The organism is Staphylococcus warneri, from assembly GCF_900636385.1.
GTDB classification, from domain to species: domain Bacteria; phylum Bacillota; class Bacilli; order Staphylococcales; family Staphylococcaceae; genus Staphylococcus; species Staphylococcus warneri.
The window spans coordinates 1,778,457-1,795,265 of sequence record NZ_LR134269.1 but is presented as its reverse complement, the minus strand read 5'-3'; the positions used below and the strand labels follow the sequence as shown (position 1 = coordinate 1,795,265).

The following is a 16,809-nucleotide window of genomic DNA, read 5'->3' as shown; positions in this document are numbered from 1 at the left end:
AAGTCAGTTAAAATTGTTTAGGATTAACTGGTATTTATATAGAAAGAATAAATTTATCATAGTCACCAAAACGTGTATAATAGACTTATTGTAAAAAAAGGAGCGATTCATTTTGAATGCGAGTGTATTGTTCGAAAAAATTCGAGTAAAACAAGTAATAGGAACATTAGATAAAGAAGTCGTAGATATCACTACTGATTCAAGAACGGCTAAAGAAGGCAGTATTTTTGTCGCATCAAAAGGTTATACAGTTGATAGCCATAAGTTTTGTCAAAATGTAGTAGATCAAGGATGTAGCATCATTGTGGTCAATAGAGAGCAAGACTTAAATGGCGATGTGACTCAAATTATAGTACCCGACACTTTAAGAGTGGCGAGTTTATTAGCACATGAATTGTTTGACTTTCCAAGTCATCAATTAGTTACATATGGCGTAACAGGAACAAATGGTAAAACGTCTATAGCAACTATGATTCATTTAATTTATAGAAAGTTAAATAAAAATAGTGCTTATTTAGGAACAAATGGATTCCAAATAAACGAAACAAAAACAAAAGGTGCGAATACAACCCCGGAAACAGTATCTCTAACTAAAAAAATTAAAGAAGCTGTTGATGAAGGTGCTGAAGCAATGACAATGGAAGTATCTAGTCATGGATTATCATTAGGTCGTTTAAGAGGCGTTGAATTTGATGTTGCCATTTTTTCTAATTTAACTCAAGATCATTTAGATTTTCACGGCACAATGGAAGCATATGGACATGCTAAATCGCTGTTATTTAGTCAATTAGGTGAAGACCTCGCTAAAGAAAAATATGTTGTATTAAACAATGATGATGATTTTTCAGAATATCTAGCTTCCGTAACGCCGTATGAGGTATTTACGTATGGCATAGATAATGATGCACAGTTTAGAGCAATTAATGTAGAAGAATCTTTACAAGGTGTTAAATTTGAATTTGACACGCCATTTGGTAGTTATCAAGTTGAAAGTCCATATGTAGGTAAATTCAATATTTCAAACATTATGGCAGCGATGATAGCGGTTTGGAGTAAAGGAGCTACATTTGAAGAAATCATTGAAGCGGTCAAATCACTTGAACCAGTAGAGGGGCGTTTAGAAGTATTAGACCCTAGTTTGCCTATAGATTTAATTATAGATTATGCCCATACTGCAGACGGAATGAATAAACTTATTGATGCAGTCAAGCCATTTGTGAAACAAAAACTTATCTTCTTAGTAGGTATGGCTGGTGAAAGAGACATGACCAAAACGCCTGAAATGGGTAGTGTAGCTTGTCGTGCTGATTACGTTATTTTCACGCCTGATAATCCTGCCAATGATGATCCTAAAATGCTTACAGCTGAATTAGCTAAGGGTGCCACTCACTCAAATTATGTTGAATTTGAAGATAGAGCAGAAGGCATTAAACATGCAATTGATGTTGCAGAACCTGGTGATACTGTAGTACTAGCTTCAAAAGGTAGAGAACCTTATCAAATTATGCCCGGGCATGTAAAGGTACCACACCGTGATGACTTAATTGGTTTAGAAGCGGCGTATAAAAAATTTGGTGGTGGACCTGTTGAAGATTAGAGAATATACAGGGGGCACTTCCCCATTTCAAGTATATTTTCATAGGTTGAATGAAACAGTACTTATTGCTATACCTGATCAATTTTGGTCAGTTGAAGTTGCAATTGATTTAACTCGAGCAGAAATTAACGATACGTTATTGATGCAATTTTTCACATTTAATGATGAAGAAGAAGCCCAGAAATTAGCAAGTACAGTAACTAATTGGATTGAAACAATACTAAAGGAGAATGATTAATGAATATAAAGGAAGAAGTAGAGTCAAGAAAGACTTTTGCGATTATTTCCCATCCAGATGCTGGGAAAACAACATTAACTGAAAAACTATTATTCTTCAGTGGTGCTATTCGTGAAGCGGGTACTGTTAAAGGTAAAAAAACAGGTAAATTCGCTACAAGTGACTGGATGAAAGTAGAGCAAGAACGTGGTATTTCAGTAACGAGTTCTGTAATGCAATTTGATTATGATGATTATAAGATTAATATTTTAGATACACCCGGGCACGAAGACTTTTCTGAAGACACGTATCGTACTTTAATGGCAGTAGATAGTGCTGTGATGGTGATTGACTGTGCAAAAGGTATAGAGCCTCAGACATTAAAACTATTTAAAGTTTGTAAGATGCGTGGTATTCCTATCTTCACTTTTATTAACAAGTTAGACCGTGTCGGTAAGGAACCATTTGAATTATTGGATGAAATTGAAGAAACATTAAATATTGATACATATCCAATGAATTGGCCAGTAGGTATGGGCCAAAACTTCTTTGGTATTATTGATAGAAAATCTAAATCTATTGAACCATTTAGAGATGAAGAGAATATCTTACACCTAAATGATGATTTTGAATTAGAAGAAGATCATGCAATTAAAAATGATAGTGCATTCGAACAAGCAATAGAAGAGTTAATGTTAGTTGAAGAAGCAGGCGAAAATTTTGATAACGAGGCATTATTAAATGGTGAATTGACACCAGTATTCTTCGGCTCAGCTTTAGCTAATTTCGGAGTTCAAAACTTTTTAAATGCTTACGTTGATCATGCTCCAATGCCAAATGCACGTCAAACTAAAGAAGATGTTGAAGTAAGTCCTTTTGATACAGATTTTTCAGGTTTTATATTTAAAATTCAAGCAAACATGGACCCTAAACATAGAGATAGAATTGCATTTATGAGAGTAGTTAGTGGTGCATTTGAACGTGGTATGGATGTAACCTTACAACGTACGAATAAAAAACAAAAGATCACACGATCAACATCATTTATGGCCGATGATAAAGAAACAGTTAATCATGCAGTTGCAGGAGATATAATAGGTTTATACGATACAGGAAATTACCAAATCGGAGATACATTAGTTGGCGGAAAACAAGACTTTAGTTTCCAAGATTTACCACAATTCACTCCAGAAATATTTATGAAAGTATCAGCGAAAAATGTCATGAAACAAAAGCATTTTCATAAAGGTATCGAACAATTAGTACAAGAGGGTGCGATTCAATACTATAAAACATTGCATACGAATCAAATTATTTTAGGTGCAGTTGGACAGCTACAATTTGAAGTTTTCGAACATCGTATGAACAATGAATACAATGTAGATGTAGTGATGGAACCAGTAGGTCGTAAAATTGCAAGATGGATTGAAAATGAAGATGATATTAAAGATAATATGAATACATCTCGTTCAATACTTGTACACGATCGTTATGATAATTATGTATTTTTATTTGAAAACGAGTTTGCAACACGTTGGTTTGAAGAAAAGTTCCCAGACATTAAATTATATAGTTTATTATAATATGTTTGTCTATATACTAGTGCGGGTATCAGTTGTTATATAATGGTGATGTTATAAAATTATAAATTGTCATTATATCAATTAGCTTGTATAATAAGTATATTCACAAATAAATACCTATGACACTCATGTCAGAGGGGAGTAACTTGATAGTCACTGAATAAATTTGAGTGATTTTACACTTTATCGTCATTACGAAGTATTCACTTCCGGTAAAGTGGGCAATAGTATTTGCTAAGTGAGACCTTTGCTATTATTTAGCATAGGTCTCTTTATTTGTATTAAATTTAAAGGAGTTGTCCACTATGGATCCGAGTTTGTTATTATCCTATGCATGGGTATTACTAGTCTTAGTATTTTTAGAGGGTCTTTTAGCTGCTGATAATGCAATAGTAATGGCAGTTATGGTAAAGCATTTACCACCTGAGCAAAGAAAGAAAGCACTATTTTATGGTTTATTAGGTGCATTTGTATTTAGATTTTTAGCATTATTCTTAATTAGTATCATTGCTAATTTCTGGTTTATACAAGCAGCAGGAGCTGTATATTTAATCTATATGTCAATTAAGAATTTATGGGAGTTCTTCCATAAAAAAGATGACAAGAATCATGAAAATGTCGGAGATGATCATCACTTTGACGAAGATGGTCAAGAAAAGAAAGTTGGTCCAAAAGCATTCTGGGGCACAGTATTTAAAGTAGAATTTGCAGATATTGCATTTGCTATTGATTCCATGTTAGCAGCATTAGCAATCGCTGTGACTCTACCAAAAGTAGGTATACATTTTGGTGGAATGGACTTAGGTCAATTTTCAGTAATGTTCTTAGGCGGTATGATAGGTGTTATTCTAATGCGTTTCGCAGCAACTTGGTTTGTTGAATTATTAAATAAATATCCTGGTTTAGAAGGCGCAGCTTTCGCAATTGTAGGTTGGGTCGGTATTAAATTAGTCGTATTAGTATTAGCACATAAAGACGTAGGTATTTTACCAGAAGAATTCCCACATACAGTTTTATGGCAATCTATTTTCTGGGCTGTCCTAATATTACTTGTTGTTATTGGTTGGTTAACATCAGCTGTAAATAATAAAAAGAATAAGAAATAATGAACTAAGGCTTCGTATATTATTACGAAGTCTTATTTAATGCTTGTTTAACATTGCAGTTTTAATAATAAAATATTAAAATTTATATATACATAATACTATTTATTAGGGTAATACATATCATTGTGAAAAATGTTACCTTAAACCCATTGAGTATGTCATAATAAAAGTAATTGATTGAAATGATAGGAGTGGCTATCTGTGGATAAAAATAAAAAACAAGTAATTCCTCGTAAAAGCTATCGACGTCAACGTCGTGAATTTTTTCATAACGAAGAAAGAGAGGAAAGAGTAGAAAAACAAAGACAAGAAGAAAGAATTCAAGCTAAAAAGGATGAATACCAAGCTAAAGTTAATGAAGAAAGAGTTAAAGATAACTTAAGAAAAGCAAGAATAGAAAAGTTAACTAAAGAAGAAATCCAACAACAACAAAATCAAGTATCAAATCATAATGATAAATCAAATAAAACGCAACAAGCTCATGAAAATAGTAAGTCGAAATTAACATTACCAGAGGAACAGCAACTTAAACGAGATCAAAATCACAAAAATCAATCATCACAAGATAACAATCAAGATGATAATGAAAGTTCCACTCTCGTGCAGAATCAAAGTGATAAATTAGCGTCTAAAACATTTCAAGAAGATCATCTAAAAAGTGGTGGTGAATTTGAAACTAAAAAGAACAACAGTAAAGCAGAATCTAGTAGTAATTTAAATAAACAAGCAACTTATGTTAAAAAACATGATTTTGAATCTGAAAATAAACATCCGTATCAAAGCAATCAAAATGCTAAACAAAATCAATTTGAAACAAAGAAAGATAATGCAACTTCAACTCGTGATAAAACAGAAAATAAAACTGATTATCTAGATATTATCAAGTCATTCTTTATGGAACATTGGCCTAAAATAGCTATTATTATTGGAGTGATATTATTAATTATTATACTTAACGCTATTTTTACTAATGTTAATAAAAATGATCATACAAATGACAGTGCTTTAACACCTACGAATAAACATTATACTGACACAATGAAAAGTGCGAATAGTACAGTAAAATCTGTAGTAACAGTGGAGAACGAAGGGTCAAAAAATACTTCAGTTCCAAATAATACATCTAAAGCAGATAATGAAATTGGTTCAGGTGTCGTCTACAAGAAAGTGGGCGACTCTCTTTTTATTATGACAAATGCGCATGTAGTTGGTAATAAAGATAAGCAAAAGATAACATTTGGTAATAATAAGTCGGTTCAAGGAAAAGTGATCGGTACGGATAAATGGTCAGATATAGCAGTCATTAAAGCTAAAAGTGCAGATGATTCTGTAAAAGCCATCACTACTGGTAATTCTAATCATCTTGTTTTAGGAGAGCCTATAATTGTAGTTGGTAACCCATTAGGTGTAGATTTCAAAGAAAGTGTATCTGATGGTATAGTCTCTGGTTTAGATAGACATGTACCAGTAGATATTGATAAAGATGATAGCTACGATGTACTAATGAAAGCATTTCAAATAAATGCGCCGGTTAATCCCGGAAATTCTGGTGGCGCAGTTGTTGATAGAGATGGTAAACTAATAGGTATTGTTTCTCTGAAAATTGATATGAATAATGTGGAAGGTATGGGATTTGCAATACCAATTAATGATGCTCAAAAAATAGCTAATCAATTAGAAAAAGAGGGAAAAGTTGAATATCCTAATACTGGAATTAAAATTAAAAATGTAGCTGATATTGATGATGACGAACGCCAATCAATCAAATTACCTAATAGTGTTAAAAATGGTATTATTGTTGGCGAAGTAAAACCCAATGCTCCTGGCGATAAATCAGGGTTGAAAAAAGATGATGTCATAGTAGAATTAGATGGGAAAAGAATTGAAGATAATTTAAGATATAGACAAATTATATTTAGTCATAGAGAAGACAAAAGTACATTAAAGGCTAAAGTGTATAGAGATGGAAAAGTCATTAATATAGATATAAAACTAAAATAATGTTGAGGTGAATTGAATGTCGATATTTGGTCAACTATTAAAAAGATCCAGTCCTCAACAAGGGATAGTTCTATACTATTTAGCAGCAATTGTTGTCGCGTTTTTATTGTTAAATTTGCCATATGTTCATAAATCTGGTGTCGACGTTAACCCAATAGATACATTATTTGTAGCAGTATCTGGAATAAGCGTTACAGGATTAACACCAATTAGTATTGTTGACACGTATTCTACGTTTGGTCAAATTATTATACTAGTCATTCTAAATATTGGCGGTATTGGTGTGATGGCCATTGGAACATTATTATGGGTTGTACTAGGTAAACATATAGGTATTCGTGAACGTCAGTTAATCATGCTTGATAACAATAAAGATACAATGAGTGGGACAGTCAAATTAATCTTAGAAATAGTTAGAACGATTATTGTAATAGAATTTATTGGTGCACTTTTACTGGCATTTTATTTTTATCGAGATAATCCCGATTTAAAATATGCTATAATGCAGGGAATATTTGTTTCAATATCAGCGACAACTAATGGTGGTCTGGATATTACAGGTGATTCACTTGTTCCATATGCCAAAGATTATTTTGTGCAAACGATTGTGATGTTCCTTATCGTTCTAGGTTCTATTGGATTTCCAGTATTACTTGAAGTCAAAGCCTATATTAAAAATAGAGTAACAAATTTTAGATTTTCATTATTTACTAAAATCACAACATCAACATATTTATTTTTATTTGTTTTTGGTGTCATGATTATTTTCTTATTAGAACATAATCATGCATTCAAAGGGATGAGTTGGCATCAGTCACTGTTTTATTCTCTATTTCAATCAGCAACAACTAGGAGTGCAGGATTGCAAACCATTGATGTATCCCATTTTAGTGATGCAACCAATATCATTATGAGTATTTTGATGTTTATAGGTTCATCTCCTAGTTCCGTAGGTGGTGGTATCCGTACTACTACTTTTGCTATTTTAATATTATTTGTCATCAATTTTAGTAATTCTGCTGATAAAATCTCTATTAAAGTATTTAATAGAGAAATTCATATTATGGATATACAACGATCATTTATGGTATTTACAATGGCTTCCATTTTGACCTTTACAAGTATGATTATTATATCTGTAGCAGAGCAAGGAAAACTATCGTTTTTACAAGTTTTCTTTGAAGTTATGTCGGCATTTGGTACATGTGGTCTAACACTAGGTGTAACAGATGATGTAAGTAACATTACAAAAATTGTATTAATGATATTAATGTTTATAGGACGTGTAGGTTTAATCTCATTCATTATAATGATAGCTGGAAGAAAAGAACCTAAAAAATTCAGCTACCCTAAAGAACGTATACAAATTGGATAAATTAAATCAAAGACATTTTAAGTATTAAAGATAGTTGATACTTAAAATGTCTTTTATATTTTTCTTAATAATATAAGTTATCTATCCAAAGTGATATCACTTAAACAAAAATACATGTTAAACTAACCATAATGAGAGGTGTGTTGAGATGGAGAGAAATGAGAATATCGATGTAGATGTCATAGCAACTTCTGATATGCATAGTCATTTTTTAAATGGAGATTATGGCTCAAATATATATCGCGCTGGAACTTTTGTTAGACAAGTAAGAAACAATAATCAAAATGTAATCTTACTAGATAGTGGTGGTAGTTTGGCAGGGTCATTAGCAGCTTTTTATTATGCTATTGTCGCACCATATAAGCGCCATCCAATGATAAAGTTAATGAATGCCATGCAGTATGATGCCAGTGGCATTAGTCCTAACGAATTTAAATTTGGATTGTCATTTTTAACTCGTTCTGTTGCACTATCTAGATTTCCATGGTTATCTGCTAATATAGAATATATCAAAACGAAAGAACCGTACTTTTCAACACCATATTCTATTCAACATTTTGATAATTTGAAAATTGCAATAGTAGGTTTAACAGCCGATGGTCTAATGAAAAATGAATATGCAGAAATGGAAGAAGATGTGAGCATCGAAAAAACATTATTATCAGCTAAAAGATGGATTAGATATATACATGAAATCGAAGAACCAGACTTTTTAATAGTGATATATCATGGTGGATTAGACAAAATCAGTAAATCCAATAAGAAAAATGAAGTAAATGTCAATGAAGCTGAAATATTGATGGAGGAATTAGGGGTTATAGATCTCATCATAACAGCACATCAACATCAAACATTAGTTGGTCAAGATCATGGAACAGTTTATGTACAAGCAGGACAAAATGCAGAAGAACTCGTTCATGTAAAAATAAAATTTAAAAAACGAACTAATACATATGAGGTTGAGGAAATTTCACCAGAAGTCATTGATTTGAATAATTATGATGAAGATGAAGCATTACTTAATGTCACGTATTATGATCGCAAAGCAGTTGAACATTGGGCAAGCGAAGCGATAAATGAAACTGAAATAAATGCACCAGTTAAAGATTTAGCAGAATTAGTAGGTCAACCCCATCCTTTTGCACAATTATTACATGATAGCATTAGATTAGCCTATAATTATCAAATTAGTTGTGTACACATACCTCGAAATGGTGAAGAAGGACTAAAGGGAGTCATAACGAATAGAGTTTTATATGATGCATATCCATATCCAGATAAACCTGTTGATTTAACGATTAAAGGGGAATGTATTAAAGGTATATTAGAATTTTCATATTCATATCTAGAATTTGAGAAAGATACGTTAAAGTCAACACTGATTGATGAAACGTTATGTACATTTTGGCAAGGATTTAACTATACTGTCGATATGAACCAAGCACCTTTTAACCGAGTGACTTTAGATGGAATTGATTTAAATGGATTATATAGGATCACTATGACGGATTATTGTTATAGAAATTATCAATCATATTTAGAAGATGCTATTATTCACCATACTAGTGAAAGTACAATGAGTACACTAATTGCTAAGCATTTATCAGATAAGCATTATTCTATTAAACTAAAAAATAACTTTAAAGTGATTAAGTAATTTGATATTATTACACCTTCATACTAATTAACGTATGTGGTTAAAAATTTACTTTAAAAAATAAATAGAGCTCTAAATCATGTATGGACACATGGTTTGGAGCTCTATACTTATACTTTAAATATTTATTTTCTAATCATTTAACATATTAAAAATTATCCATGAAAGATTAATAAAAGAATGATAGCAACTATTTGAGCAATAGATGTTGTAGCAATACGTCTTGTATATTCATAACTGATTGACAGTAATATTTGAGTTATAAAAATAAACAGTACTATCCACCAATTATCTAAATATATAAATAGAGAGCTTGAACAAATTGCAGTGATTAAGATAGATAACCAATTCGGCAAATTGTACTTATTTAACTCATTTTGTAAAACAGTGCGCATATATAGTTCATGACAAGGTATAACGAATGCTAATGTTACTAACATTTGCCACTTCCAATGAACACCAGTTTTGGCCAATTCTTTTATTAATGAAGCATAAGTTAATTCAGACGTTATGAGTGATAAGATCAATTGAATAATGATTAAAATAATACTGGCAATAATTCCAATACCTATGGATGTTAATAACCGTTTAGAATGTATATCACGTTGATAAAATACATAACTAATCCCAGCTATTAGCATAATTCCAGTATATAAATACCAATATTCTTGGTGTTCACCCCACATAACAAATAATATGGCATGAAAAACTATGAAACTAATTATAAACCATAGTAAAGCTTTCGAAACTTTTTTCATTACAACTAACCTTCTTGTTCAACAATTTTATAACGTTTATGATTAATAACCGTTTTTTCAGGTAAGTCTAGTGAGTTAAAGTTTTCCATTATTGTTAAATCTACAATAACTGAGTTATCATTTATTTTTTCAACTCGGCCTCTTAAACCATCATAAAATTCTACGATATTACCTACTTCTGCAACAGTCATTTCGAGTCCTCCCTTAATTCATAGCTAGACTATATTGTACTAAAAAATACACTACAAATAAACTAATAACACTAAAAACTCTTAGAATTAATACATAAATTATGAAAATTTTGTCATTATTGAGTAAATAATTGGAATTTTAAATGTAAATGGTGCATAAATAAGGTAAGGGCATATATAGAGAATCTATAAGGAGCGTTTGTTATGAAATTTGTAAGCAATAATAATATAACTGATCCAACACTTAACTTAGCTATGGAAGAATATGTATTAAAAAATCTTCCTTCAGAAGAAAGTTATTTTTTATTTTATGTAAATAGACCCTCCATTATTGTTGGTAAAAATCAGAACACGATAGAAGAGGTCAATAAAGCATACGTTGATGAAAAAGGCATAGATGTCGTACGTAGAATTTCAGGTGGTGGTGCAGTTTATCATGATACAGGTAATTTAAACTTTAGTTTTATTACAGATGATGATGGTAATAGTTTCCATAACTTTAAGAAATTTACAGAACCTATTGTCCAAGCCTTACAATCATTGGGTGTGGACGCAGAAATGACAGGACGTAATGATATTCAAGTTGGTGCTGCTAAAATTTCAGGGAATGCAATGGTTAAAGTTAAAGATAGAATGTTTAGCCACGGTACATTAATGTTGAACAGTGAGCTTGATGAAGTTCAAAATGCTTTAAAAGTAAATCCAGCTAAAATTAAATCAAAAGGTGTTAAATCTGTTAGAAAGCGTGTAGCTAATATTGAAGAATTTTTAACAGAGTCTTTAGATATTGATCAATTTAAACAAATTATTTTAAAAACGATATTTGGTGAACAACAAGTTGAAGAGTATGTATTAACTGATGAAGATTGGAAAAATATCGAGAAATTAAGTAATGAAAAATACCGTACTTGGGACTGGAATTATGGTAAAAATCCAAAATACAATTTTGAACGAGAAGAAAAATTCGAAAAAGGATTTATTCAAATCAAGTTTGATGTGAAAAAGGGTAAAATTGAACACGCAAAAATTTTCGGTGATTTCTTTGGTGAAGGTGACATTAGTGATTTAGAACATGCCTTAGAAGGTTGCCTTCATGACTTTAACCATTTAGAAGAAGCATTGGCAAATTATAATCTATATCATTATTTTGGTGATATAGATAAGAATGAAATATTAAGATTAATGTCTTAAAGTCATATAAATTTAAAAGGTCTATTCTCTAACTTTTTTAGTAGGGAATAGACCTTATTTTGAATGACTCGAATCTAAATTATTCACTGAGAAATGCCTCCAAGTTTTTATATTCTGTTATGTACTCATTGAATGCTTTCTCGTCTTTATTTACTAAAGCTTCATCAATTAGTAATTTCAACTCTTTTTTTCTAACCTCTCTAAGTGCTTCATCAATGACTAGTTCAACGCCTAAATCATTAACTGTAGTTACAAATTCTTCAAGTGTCGTATGTTTCACATTTGTATTATGATTCATAAGGATCTCGACCTTTCGTTTGAATTTAATATATAGATATTATACATTTTTTGAATTTTGAAATCAATGAATATTCTGACATTTTAAACGAAAAAATGTATCATATTACACTTTAAGAATAACTTGACTTTTGTGATTTTTCTTATAAAATAAAAAACATATTATTGATTCTATAAATTAGAAAAGATAATAAAATTTAATAAAGCGAGGTTATCCCAATGACAACTCAGAATATTTACGTAATTAGAAAGGGAGACATGGTGATTAGGCCTAATTATGATAATCAAAATCAACCAAATGGTTCAGAAATTATTCGGTTTGATAAGACAGTCATACAAAGCCCATTTAAAGTTCAAAAGATTATAGAGAGATCATGCAAATTTTATGGTAACAATTATTTAAGTAAAAAAGCTGAAACCAATCGAATCACAGGTATCTCAAGTAAACCTCCAATTTTATTAACTCCTTTATTTCCAACTTACTTTTTTCCTACTCATTCAGATCGACAAGAAGAAAATTTATGGATTAATATGCATTATGTTGAATCTATTAAAGAATTAAAACATCGTAAATGTAAAATCATATTTGCAAACAATGAAACCATTACCCTTAATGTATCATTCCACAGTTTATGGCATCAGTATACCAACGCAATCTTCTTTTATTATATGGTAGATAAACAATCCCGCATGAAATCTAATGACCCCGATAAACCCATCGATTATGAAAAATCCTCATTAAACATTTTTGAAGCATTATCACGTTATTCGCTATTTGTAGATAAATAAATTATGTTGAAATTTAAAATATGCGGAACGTTATATTAATATAGTGTAAATGTTCCGTATATTTTTTTAAGTTATCTCTTGATAATTTACGTAAAATTGATATAATAATATTTGTGCTTGATAGAGAAAGCACTACAATTTAATTATTCCACAGTAGCTCAGTGGTAGAGCTATCGGCTGTTAACCGATCGGTCGTAGGTTCGAGTCCTACCTGTGGAGCCATGGAAACGTACTCAAGTTGGCTGAAGAGGCGCCCCTGCTAAGGGTGTAGGTCGCGAGAGCGGCGCGAGGGTTCGAATCCCTCCGTTTCCGTTTTATAGTAAAAATCAGTTTAATTCTGATTTACTTAAACTACCTAGAACGTTGTTAAACCAACGTTCTTTTTTATTTTGTTAAAAATCCGTTTAAGTTTGTTTAATATATTTTGGTCAATATATGGTCAACACACTTTATTAAAGCGAATGGATAGTCCCTCCGTTACTATAAATAAGGGAGTGGGACAGAAATAATAAAGAACCACTAATCATTTATTATGTAGTGGTTCTTACGCATTAGCCATAGCTAATGTGTACTTTAAAATAGGAATACATGAGTGAAACTCATGCATAAGAAATACTAATTTCTTAAAAAAGTATTTCTTTATCGTTGTCCATCCCCAACTTGCATTGTCTGTAGATTTTCTTTTCGAAATTCTCTATGTTTGGGGCCCGTCCCCCGGCAAGGTTGACTAGAAATGAAAAAGCTTGATACATTAGACCGTCTTTGTAATTTATTACTTAGACGGTTTTATGCATGAACTTTAGTTCATGTATACGTCTAAAGCTTAATTTGAACACATGAGTCAATACGCATGTGTAAGTCATTCTAATTTCTATAAAAAAAAGAATGACTTTACAGTCAACTACTGCCTAAATATGAATGTAACTTGAAATATATATTTATGTCCCAGCCTGTTATTTTTTCTACTGATTTTTGACTTATCAAGAGTTGATTTCCTTCTTATAATATTTACTTCGAAGAATTAAGATTCTTTAGTGCGTGGACTTTAAAATGAAATACATTGAACACAGTAGCTAGCCAACTATGAGGCTAGGCGATAATTGAATATCATAGTATAAAAACACCATGAAATTAGAATCTAACCATAGGGCTGATCTAAAATCATGGTGTTTTTTATTATAATATCAATGCAATACTCAAGCTGTATTCCTAAAGTGATAAGATACTTACAAAAGTCTGTTAATATTAAATAAAATGATCAGTAAAATTGTATCCATTTTTTCCAACTATAACTGCTCATCACTGCTACATTCATTACGATATGAATTATTTCGAACTCATAACCACTAACGTATCCTCGAGTTAATTTTAAGGTGAATATGGAACCTAACATCACACAAATATAGAAAACATTAACATACGGTGTTAAAATCCCAAATATCAAGAAGATACCTCCAACAACTTCACCAATTGACATTAAAATTGCAAGTAGTGGGGGTAAACCTAATGAACCTAGAAAATGTATCGTACCTTCTAGGTCTACAAATTTTAACGTGCCATGTACTAAAAAAGATGTCGCTAACATCCATCTAATTAATAAAATTCCAAATCTCATTGATAGACTGACCTCCAGATTGTTATAAAATAAAAAAGTAAATTTCATAAGTAATTAAGAATAAAAGACTTTAAATTTCTAATAAAAATTATAATACTTATAAAATTTATCTTATTATATAACGAATGGAAGATTTTGTCTTTATTAAATGACCATTTATATAAAAAAGCCCATCAATTGTAATGAATACATTGATGGGCAGTAATTCTCGATATATTATTCTTTATTTTTTTCCGTTTGATTTACCTGAAATCAAATCACGGATAATTTTAACAATGTAACCTGTTATGATTGTTCTTACTACACGTTTAATAATGTTCATCATAATTATGTCTCCCTTTTGCTTTTACTTGATAAATAATATATACCCCGTTTTTAATGTTTTAAAAGTGAATGGAAAATAAATCGCTAGAATAGGGTAAATATTATTTTTCAAAAACAATGTAACCGTCATTGTCAGCTTTTTTAGTAAAAGCGACGATAATAGCATGAACAATAGCTACAATACTTGGAATACCTGTCCAAAAGAAGGCAAGATGTAAAAGACCTTGTCCGACTTTGTCAGCATAAAATTTATGAACACCAATACCTCCTAAAAAAATAGCTACTAATATATAAATGACTTTATTAACTCTCATTTTTTGCTACCTCCTAAAAATAAGATTCATCGATTAAAGAATTAATCACGTAACAAACATAAAAATGTATTTTAGAAATACTTCTTAAAGTTCAATTCTCTCATCAAAATCTCTAAATTCAATATGAAATAGGTCCTTTGATTTATATTATATCGTAGTTTCTATATAATGAAATTAAGACAAATTTTGAGGAAGGATATATGATGATTAGACAAGCACATCCTAGTGATAATAAGCGTATCGCTGAATTATGTTTTATGATTTGGGAAGATATGGAATTAGATATAGTTAATGAAATTAGCCAAGAAAGAATTATGAACATACTAGAGTTGAGTATTGTTAATGTAGAATATCGAAGTTATTATAAAAATGTTTGGGTTTATGAAGTCAATGGCAAAGTTGCAGGTTGTGTTATTGCATATGATGGTAAACACGAACTTGATTATGAGAAAAATTGGTTAAAGTTACCGCTTGATGAAGATATTCGTAAATATGGTACACCTTTACCAGTGAAAGAAGCAGAGGACGATGAGATGTATATTGAAACCGTAGCTACGTTTCCTGAATATAGAGGTCAAGGTATAGCTACACAACTGATGACTTATCTTTTGGAGAAGTACCCTGAGAAAAAATGGAGTCTAAATTGTGATTATGATAATGAAAAAGCGCTAAATCTATATAAAAAATTAGGATTTAAGACAGTGAATGATATCGATCTTTACGGTCATCTTTATAGACATATGATTAAATATAAATAATTAGAAAGAAAACTCGACAATGAATGGTAATCATTGCCGAGTAATTAAATGGTATTAAATTGCACCTAACAATGCACTAATATAAATGCCTAATGCATATAATAAACCGAAAATAGTATTTGTTTTACCAGTAGCAGCCATGGCAGGCATCATTGTCTCAGGTGTATCATTTTTGTTAAATCTTCTTACGGCTTTAATTGGCATTGGGAATGACAATAAAACTAATAAATAGAATAATGACCCACCAGATTTAAATAAGGCAGTAAATACTACAAGTGCATATGCGACAACATACATTGTGGCCATAAAGATAACTGAGGCGCGTTTACCAAGTAAAATAGGTAGTGTTTTACGTCCACTAGCTTTATCTTTGACACGATCTCTTATGTTGTTAGCCATGTTTATAAGTCCAATTGTTATGACGATAGGGATACTTAACCAAATGATTAGTCCTTGAACATTACCTGTTTGAATGAAAAAGGCTAATAAGATGATAATCATACCCATAAATACGCCTGAGAATAATTCGCCAAATGGCGTCCATGAAATCGGCATTGGTCCACCTGTATATAAATAACCAATTGCCATACAAACAACGCCTATTGGAATAATCCAAAATGAACTATGGAAAGCTAAGAATATACCTAGTAAGGCGGCAATAATATAAAAAGCAATCGCGATATTCATCACAAGTTTAGGACTCATACCATTTCTTACAATAGCACCACCGATACCTACAGAAGTATGATCATCTAAGCCTTTTTTAAAATCATAATATTCATTAAACATGTTTGTAGCCGCTTGGATTAATAAGCAAGCAATTAACATGGCTAAGAATAGACTGAATTTAAGATGATCTTCACTACCAAGTAGGAATAATTTAGCTGAAGCTGTCCCAACTAGAACTGGTACAACTGCGGCAGTTAAGGTATGAGGTCTCATCAATTGCCAATACTTTTTAACCGTTGAATATTGTTGATATTGATCTGACATTTTTATAACCTCTTAATTTTTAGTTTTAACATTCATATTTTAA

General features: G+C 31.0%; 17 protein-coding genes, 2 tRNA genes and 1 riboswitch. Of the genes, 12 read left to right on the top strand and 7 right to left on the bottom strand.

Translation table 11 applies throughout. The features are described from left to right. Nucleotides 1–112: 112 nt before the first annotated feature. From EL082_RS08760 to EL082_RS08730, 7 genes are all read left to right on the top strand, one after another. On the top strand, nucleotides 113–1,597 hold the full coding sequence (locus tag EL082_RS08760; protein WP_002465615.1) for a UDP-N-acetylmuramoyl-L-alanyl-D-glutamate--L-lysine ligase: 1,485 nt from the start codon (nucleotides 113–115) through the stop codon (nucleotides 1,595–1,597). Further along, nucleotides 1,587–1,835: a YueH family protein gene (locus tag EL082_RS08755; RefSeq protein WP_015365212.1), complete on the top strand. Its 249-nt coding sequence runs from the start codon at nucleotides 1,587–1,589 to the stop codon at nucleotides 1,833–1,835. Before EL082_RS08760 ends, EL082_RS08755 begins: the two co-directional genes overlap by 11 nt. Continuing rightward, nucleotides 1,835–3,397 (top strand): peptide chain release factor 3, encoded by a 1,563-nt coding sequence (locus EL082_RS08750; RefSeq protein ID WP_002465627.1) that lies wholly within the window; start codon nucleotides 1,835–1,837, stop codon nucleotides 3,395–3,397. The genes EL082_RS08755 and EL082_RS08750 overlap by 1 nt, the downstream gene beginning before the upstream one ends. A 124-nt stretch (nucleotides 3,398–3,521) precedes the next feature. Continuing rightward, a riboswitch (yybP-ykoY riboswitch) is annotated at nucleotides 3,522–3,633 on the top strand. 69 nt (nucleotides 3,634–3,702) lie between these two features. Further along, nucleotides 3,703–4,503, top strand: a complete 801-nt coding sequence (locus EL082_RS08745) for a TerC family protein (protein ID WP_002465607.1) — start codon at nucleotides 3,703–3,705, stop codon at nucleotides 4,501–4,503. Between the two features lie 201 nt (nucleotides 4,504–4,704). Continuing rightward, on the top strand, nucleotides 4,705–6,504 hold the full coding sequence (locus EL082_RS08740) for a trypsin-like peptidase domain-containing protein (RefSeq protein WP_103286265.1): 1,800 nt from the start codon (nucleotides 4,705–4,707) through the stop codon (nucleotides 6,502–6,504). Nucleotides 6,505–6,520: 16 nt separating this feature from the next. After that, on the top strand, nucleotides 6,521–7,879 hold the full coding sequence (locus tag EL082_RS08735; RefSeq protein ID WP_002465610.1) for a TrkH family potassium uptake protein: 1,359 nt from the start codon (nucleotides 6,521–6,523) through the stop codon (nucleotides 7,877–7,879). A gap of 148 nt (nucleotides 7,880–8,027) precedes the next feature. Next, entirely contained in the window at nucleotides 8,028–9,536 is a 1,509-nt protein-coding gene (locus EL082_RS08730) for a bifunctional metallophosphatase/5'-nucleotidase (RefSeq protein WP_002465613.1), read from the top strand. Between the two features lie 155 nt (nucleotides 9,537–9,691). Here EL082_RS08730 and EL082_RS08725 read toward each other — a convergent pair whose 3' ends face one another. Together EL082_RS08725 and EL082_RS08720 are read right to left on the bottom strand one after the other, a co-directional pair. Further along, nucleotides 9,692–10,294 (bottom strand): CPBP family glutamic-type intramembrane protease, encoded by a 603-nt coding sequence (locus tag EL082_RS08725; RefSeq protein WP_002465620.1) that lies wholly within the window; start codon nucleotides 10,292–10,294, stop codon nucleotides 9,692–9,694. Between the two features lie 5 nt (nucleotides 10,295–10,299). Then, nucleotides 10,300–10,485, bottom strand: coding sequence for a YkvS family protein (locus tag EL082_RS08720; RefSeq protein WP_002450747.1), 186 nt, complete (start codon nucleotides 10,483–10,485; stop codon nucleotides 10,300–10,302). A gap of 204 nt (nucleotides 10,486–10,689) precedes the next feature. Between EL082_RS08720 and EL082_RS08715 the strand changes: the two genes are divergently transcribed. Further along, nucleotides 10,690–11,676: a lipoate--protein ligase gene (locus EL082_RS08715; RefSeq protein ID WP_002465637.1), complete on the top strand. Its 987-nt coding sequence runs from the start codon at nucleotides 10,690–10,692 to the stop codon at nucleotides 11,674–11,676. Nucleotides 11,677–11,755: 79 nt separating this feature from the next. On the opposite strand, the gene EL082_RS08710 is transcribed toward EL082_RS08715, so the two are convergent. Next, nucleotides 11,756–11,974, bottom strand: a complete 219-nt coding sequence (locus EL082_RS08710) for an IDEAL domain-containing protein (protein WP_002465640.1) — start codon at nucleotides 11,972–11,974, stop codon at nucleotides 11,756–11,758. 218 nt (nucleotides 11,975–12,192) lie between these two features. Here EL082_RS08710 and EL082_RS08705 point away from each other — a divergent pair, with 218 nt between their 5' ends. The 3 genes from EL082_RS08705 to EL082_RS08695 all read left to right on the top strand — a co-directional run bounded on the left by EL082_RS08705 (nucleotide 12,193) and on the right by EL082_RS08695 (nucleotide 13,074). Then, a complete protein-coding gene (locus EL082_RS08705) occupies nucleotides 12,193–12,762 on the top strand; it encodes a competence protein ComK (RefSeq protein ID WP_002465629.1) in 570 nt (189 codons plus the stop codon). Between the two features lie 147 nt (nucleotides 12,763–12,909). Then, nucleotides 12,910–12,984: transfer RNA gene (locus EL082_RS08700), tRNA-Asn, on the top strand. A 1-nt stretch (nucleotide 12,985) separates the two neighbouring features. Next, nucleotides 12,986–13,074 (top strand) — tRNA-Ser (locus EL082_RS08695). Between the two features lie 946 nt (nucleotides 13,075–14,020). Here EL082_RS08695 and EL082_RS08690 read toward each other — a convergent pair. The 3 genes from EL082_RS08690 to EL082_RS08685 form a co-directional block, all read right to left on the bottom strand. Next, nucleotides 14,021–14,377 (bottom strand): DoxX family protein, encoded by a 357-nt coding sequence (locus EL082_RS08690; protein ID WP_002465605.1) that lies wholly within the window; start codon nucleotides 14,375–14,377, stop codon nucleotides 14,021–14,023. A 223-nt stretch (nucleotides 14,378–14,600) separates the two neighbouring features. After that, the gene (locus EL082_RS12120; RefSeq protein WP_019235857.1) at nucleotides 14,601–14,702 is read right to left on the bottom strand and encodes an SAR1012 family small protein; all 102 of its coding nucleotides are present in this window, start codon (nucleotides 14,700–14,702) and stop codon (nucleotides 14,601–14,603) included. A 100-nt stretch (nucleotides 14,703–14,802) separates the two neighbouring features. Next, on the bottom strand, nucleotides 14,803–15,015 hold the full coding sequence (locus EL082_RS08685) for a TM2 domain-containing protein (protein ID WP_002465642.1): 213 nt from the start codon (nucleotides 15,013–15,015) through the stop codon (nucleotides 14,803–14,805). Between the two features lie 203 nt (nucleotides 15,016–15,218). Here EL082_RS08685 and EL082_RS08680 point away from each other — a divergent pair, with 203 nt between their 5' ends. After that, nucleotides 15,219–15,773, top strand: a complete 555-nt coding sequence (locus tag EL082_RS08680) for a GNAT family N-acetyltransferase (protein ID WP_015365209.1) — start codon at nucleotides 15,219–15,221, stop codon at nucleotides 15,771–15,773. Nucleotides 15,774–15,827: 54 nt separating this feature from the next. Here the strand turns inward: EL082_RS08680 and EL082_RS08675 are convergent, their stop codons facing one another. Then, nucleotides 15,828–16,766 carry a 1,4-dihydroxy-2-naphthoate polyprenyltransferase gene (locus tag EL082_RS08675; protein ID WP_002465619.1) on the bottom strand — a complete coding sequence of 313 codons (939 nt, stop codon included), beginning with the start codon at nucleotides 16,764–16,766 and terminating at the stop codon, nucleotides 15,828–15,830. Between the last annotated feature and the right edge of the window lie 43 nt (nucleotides 16,767–16,809).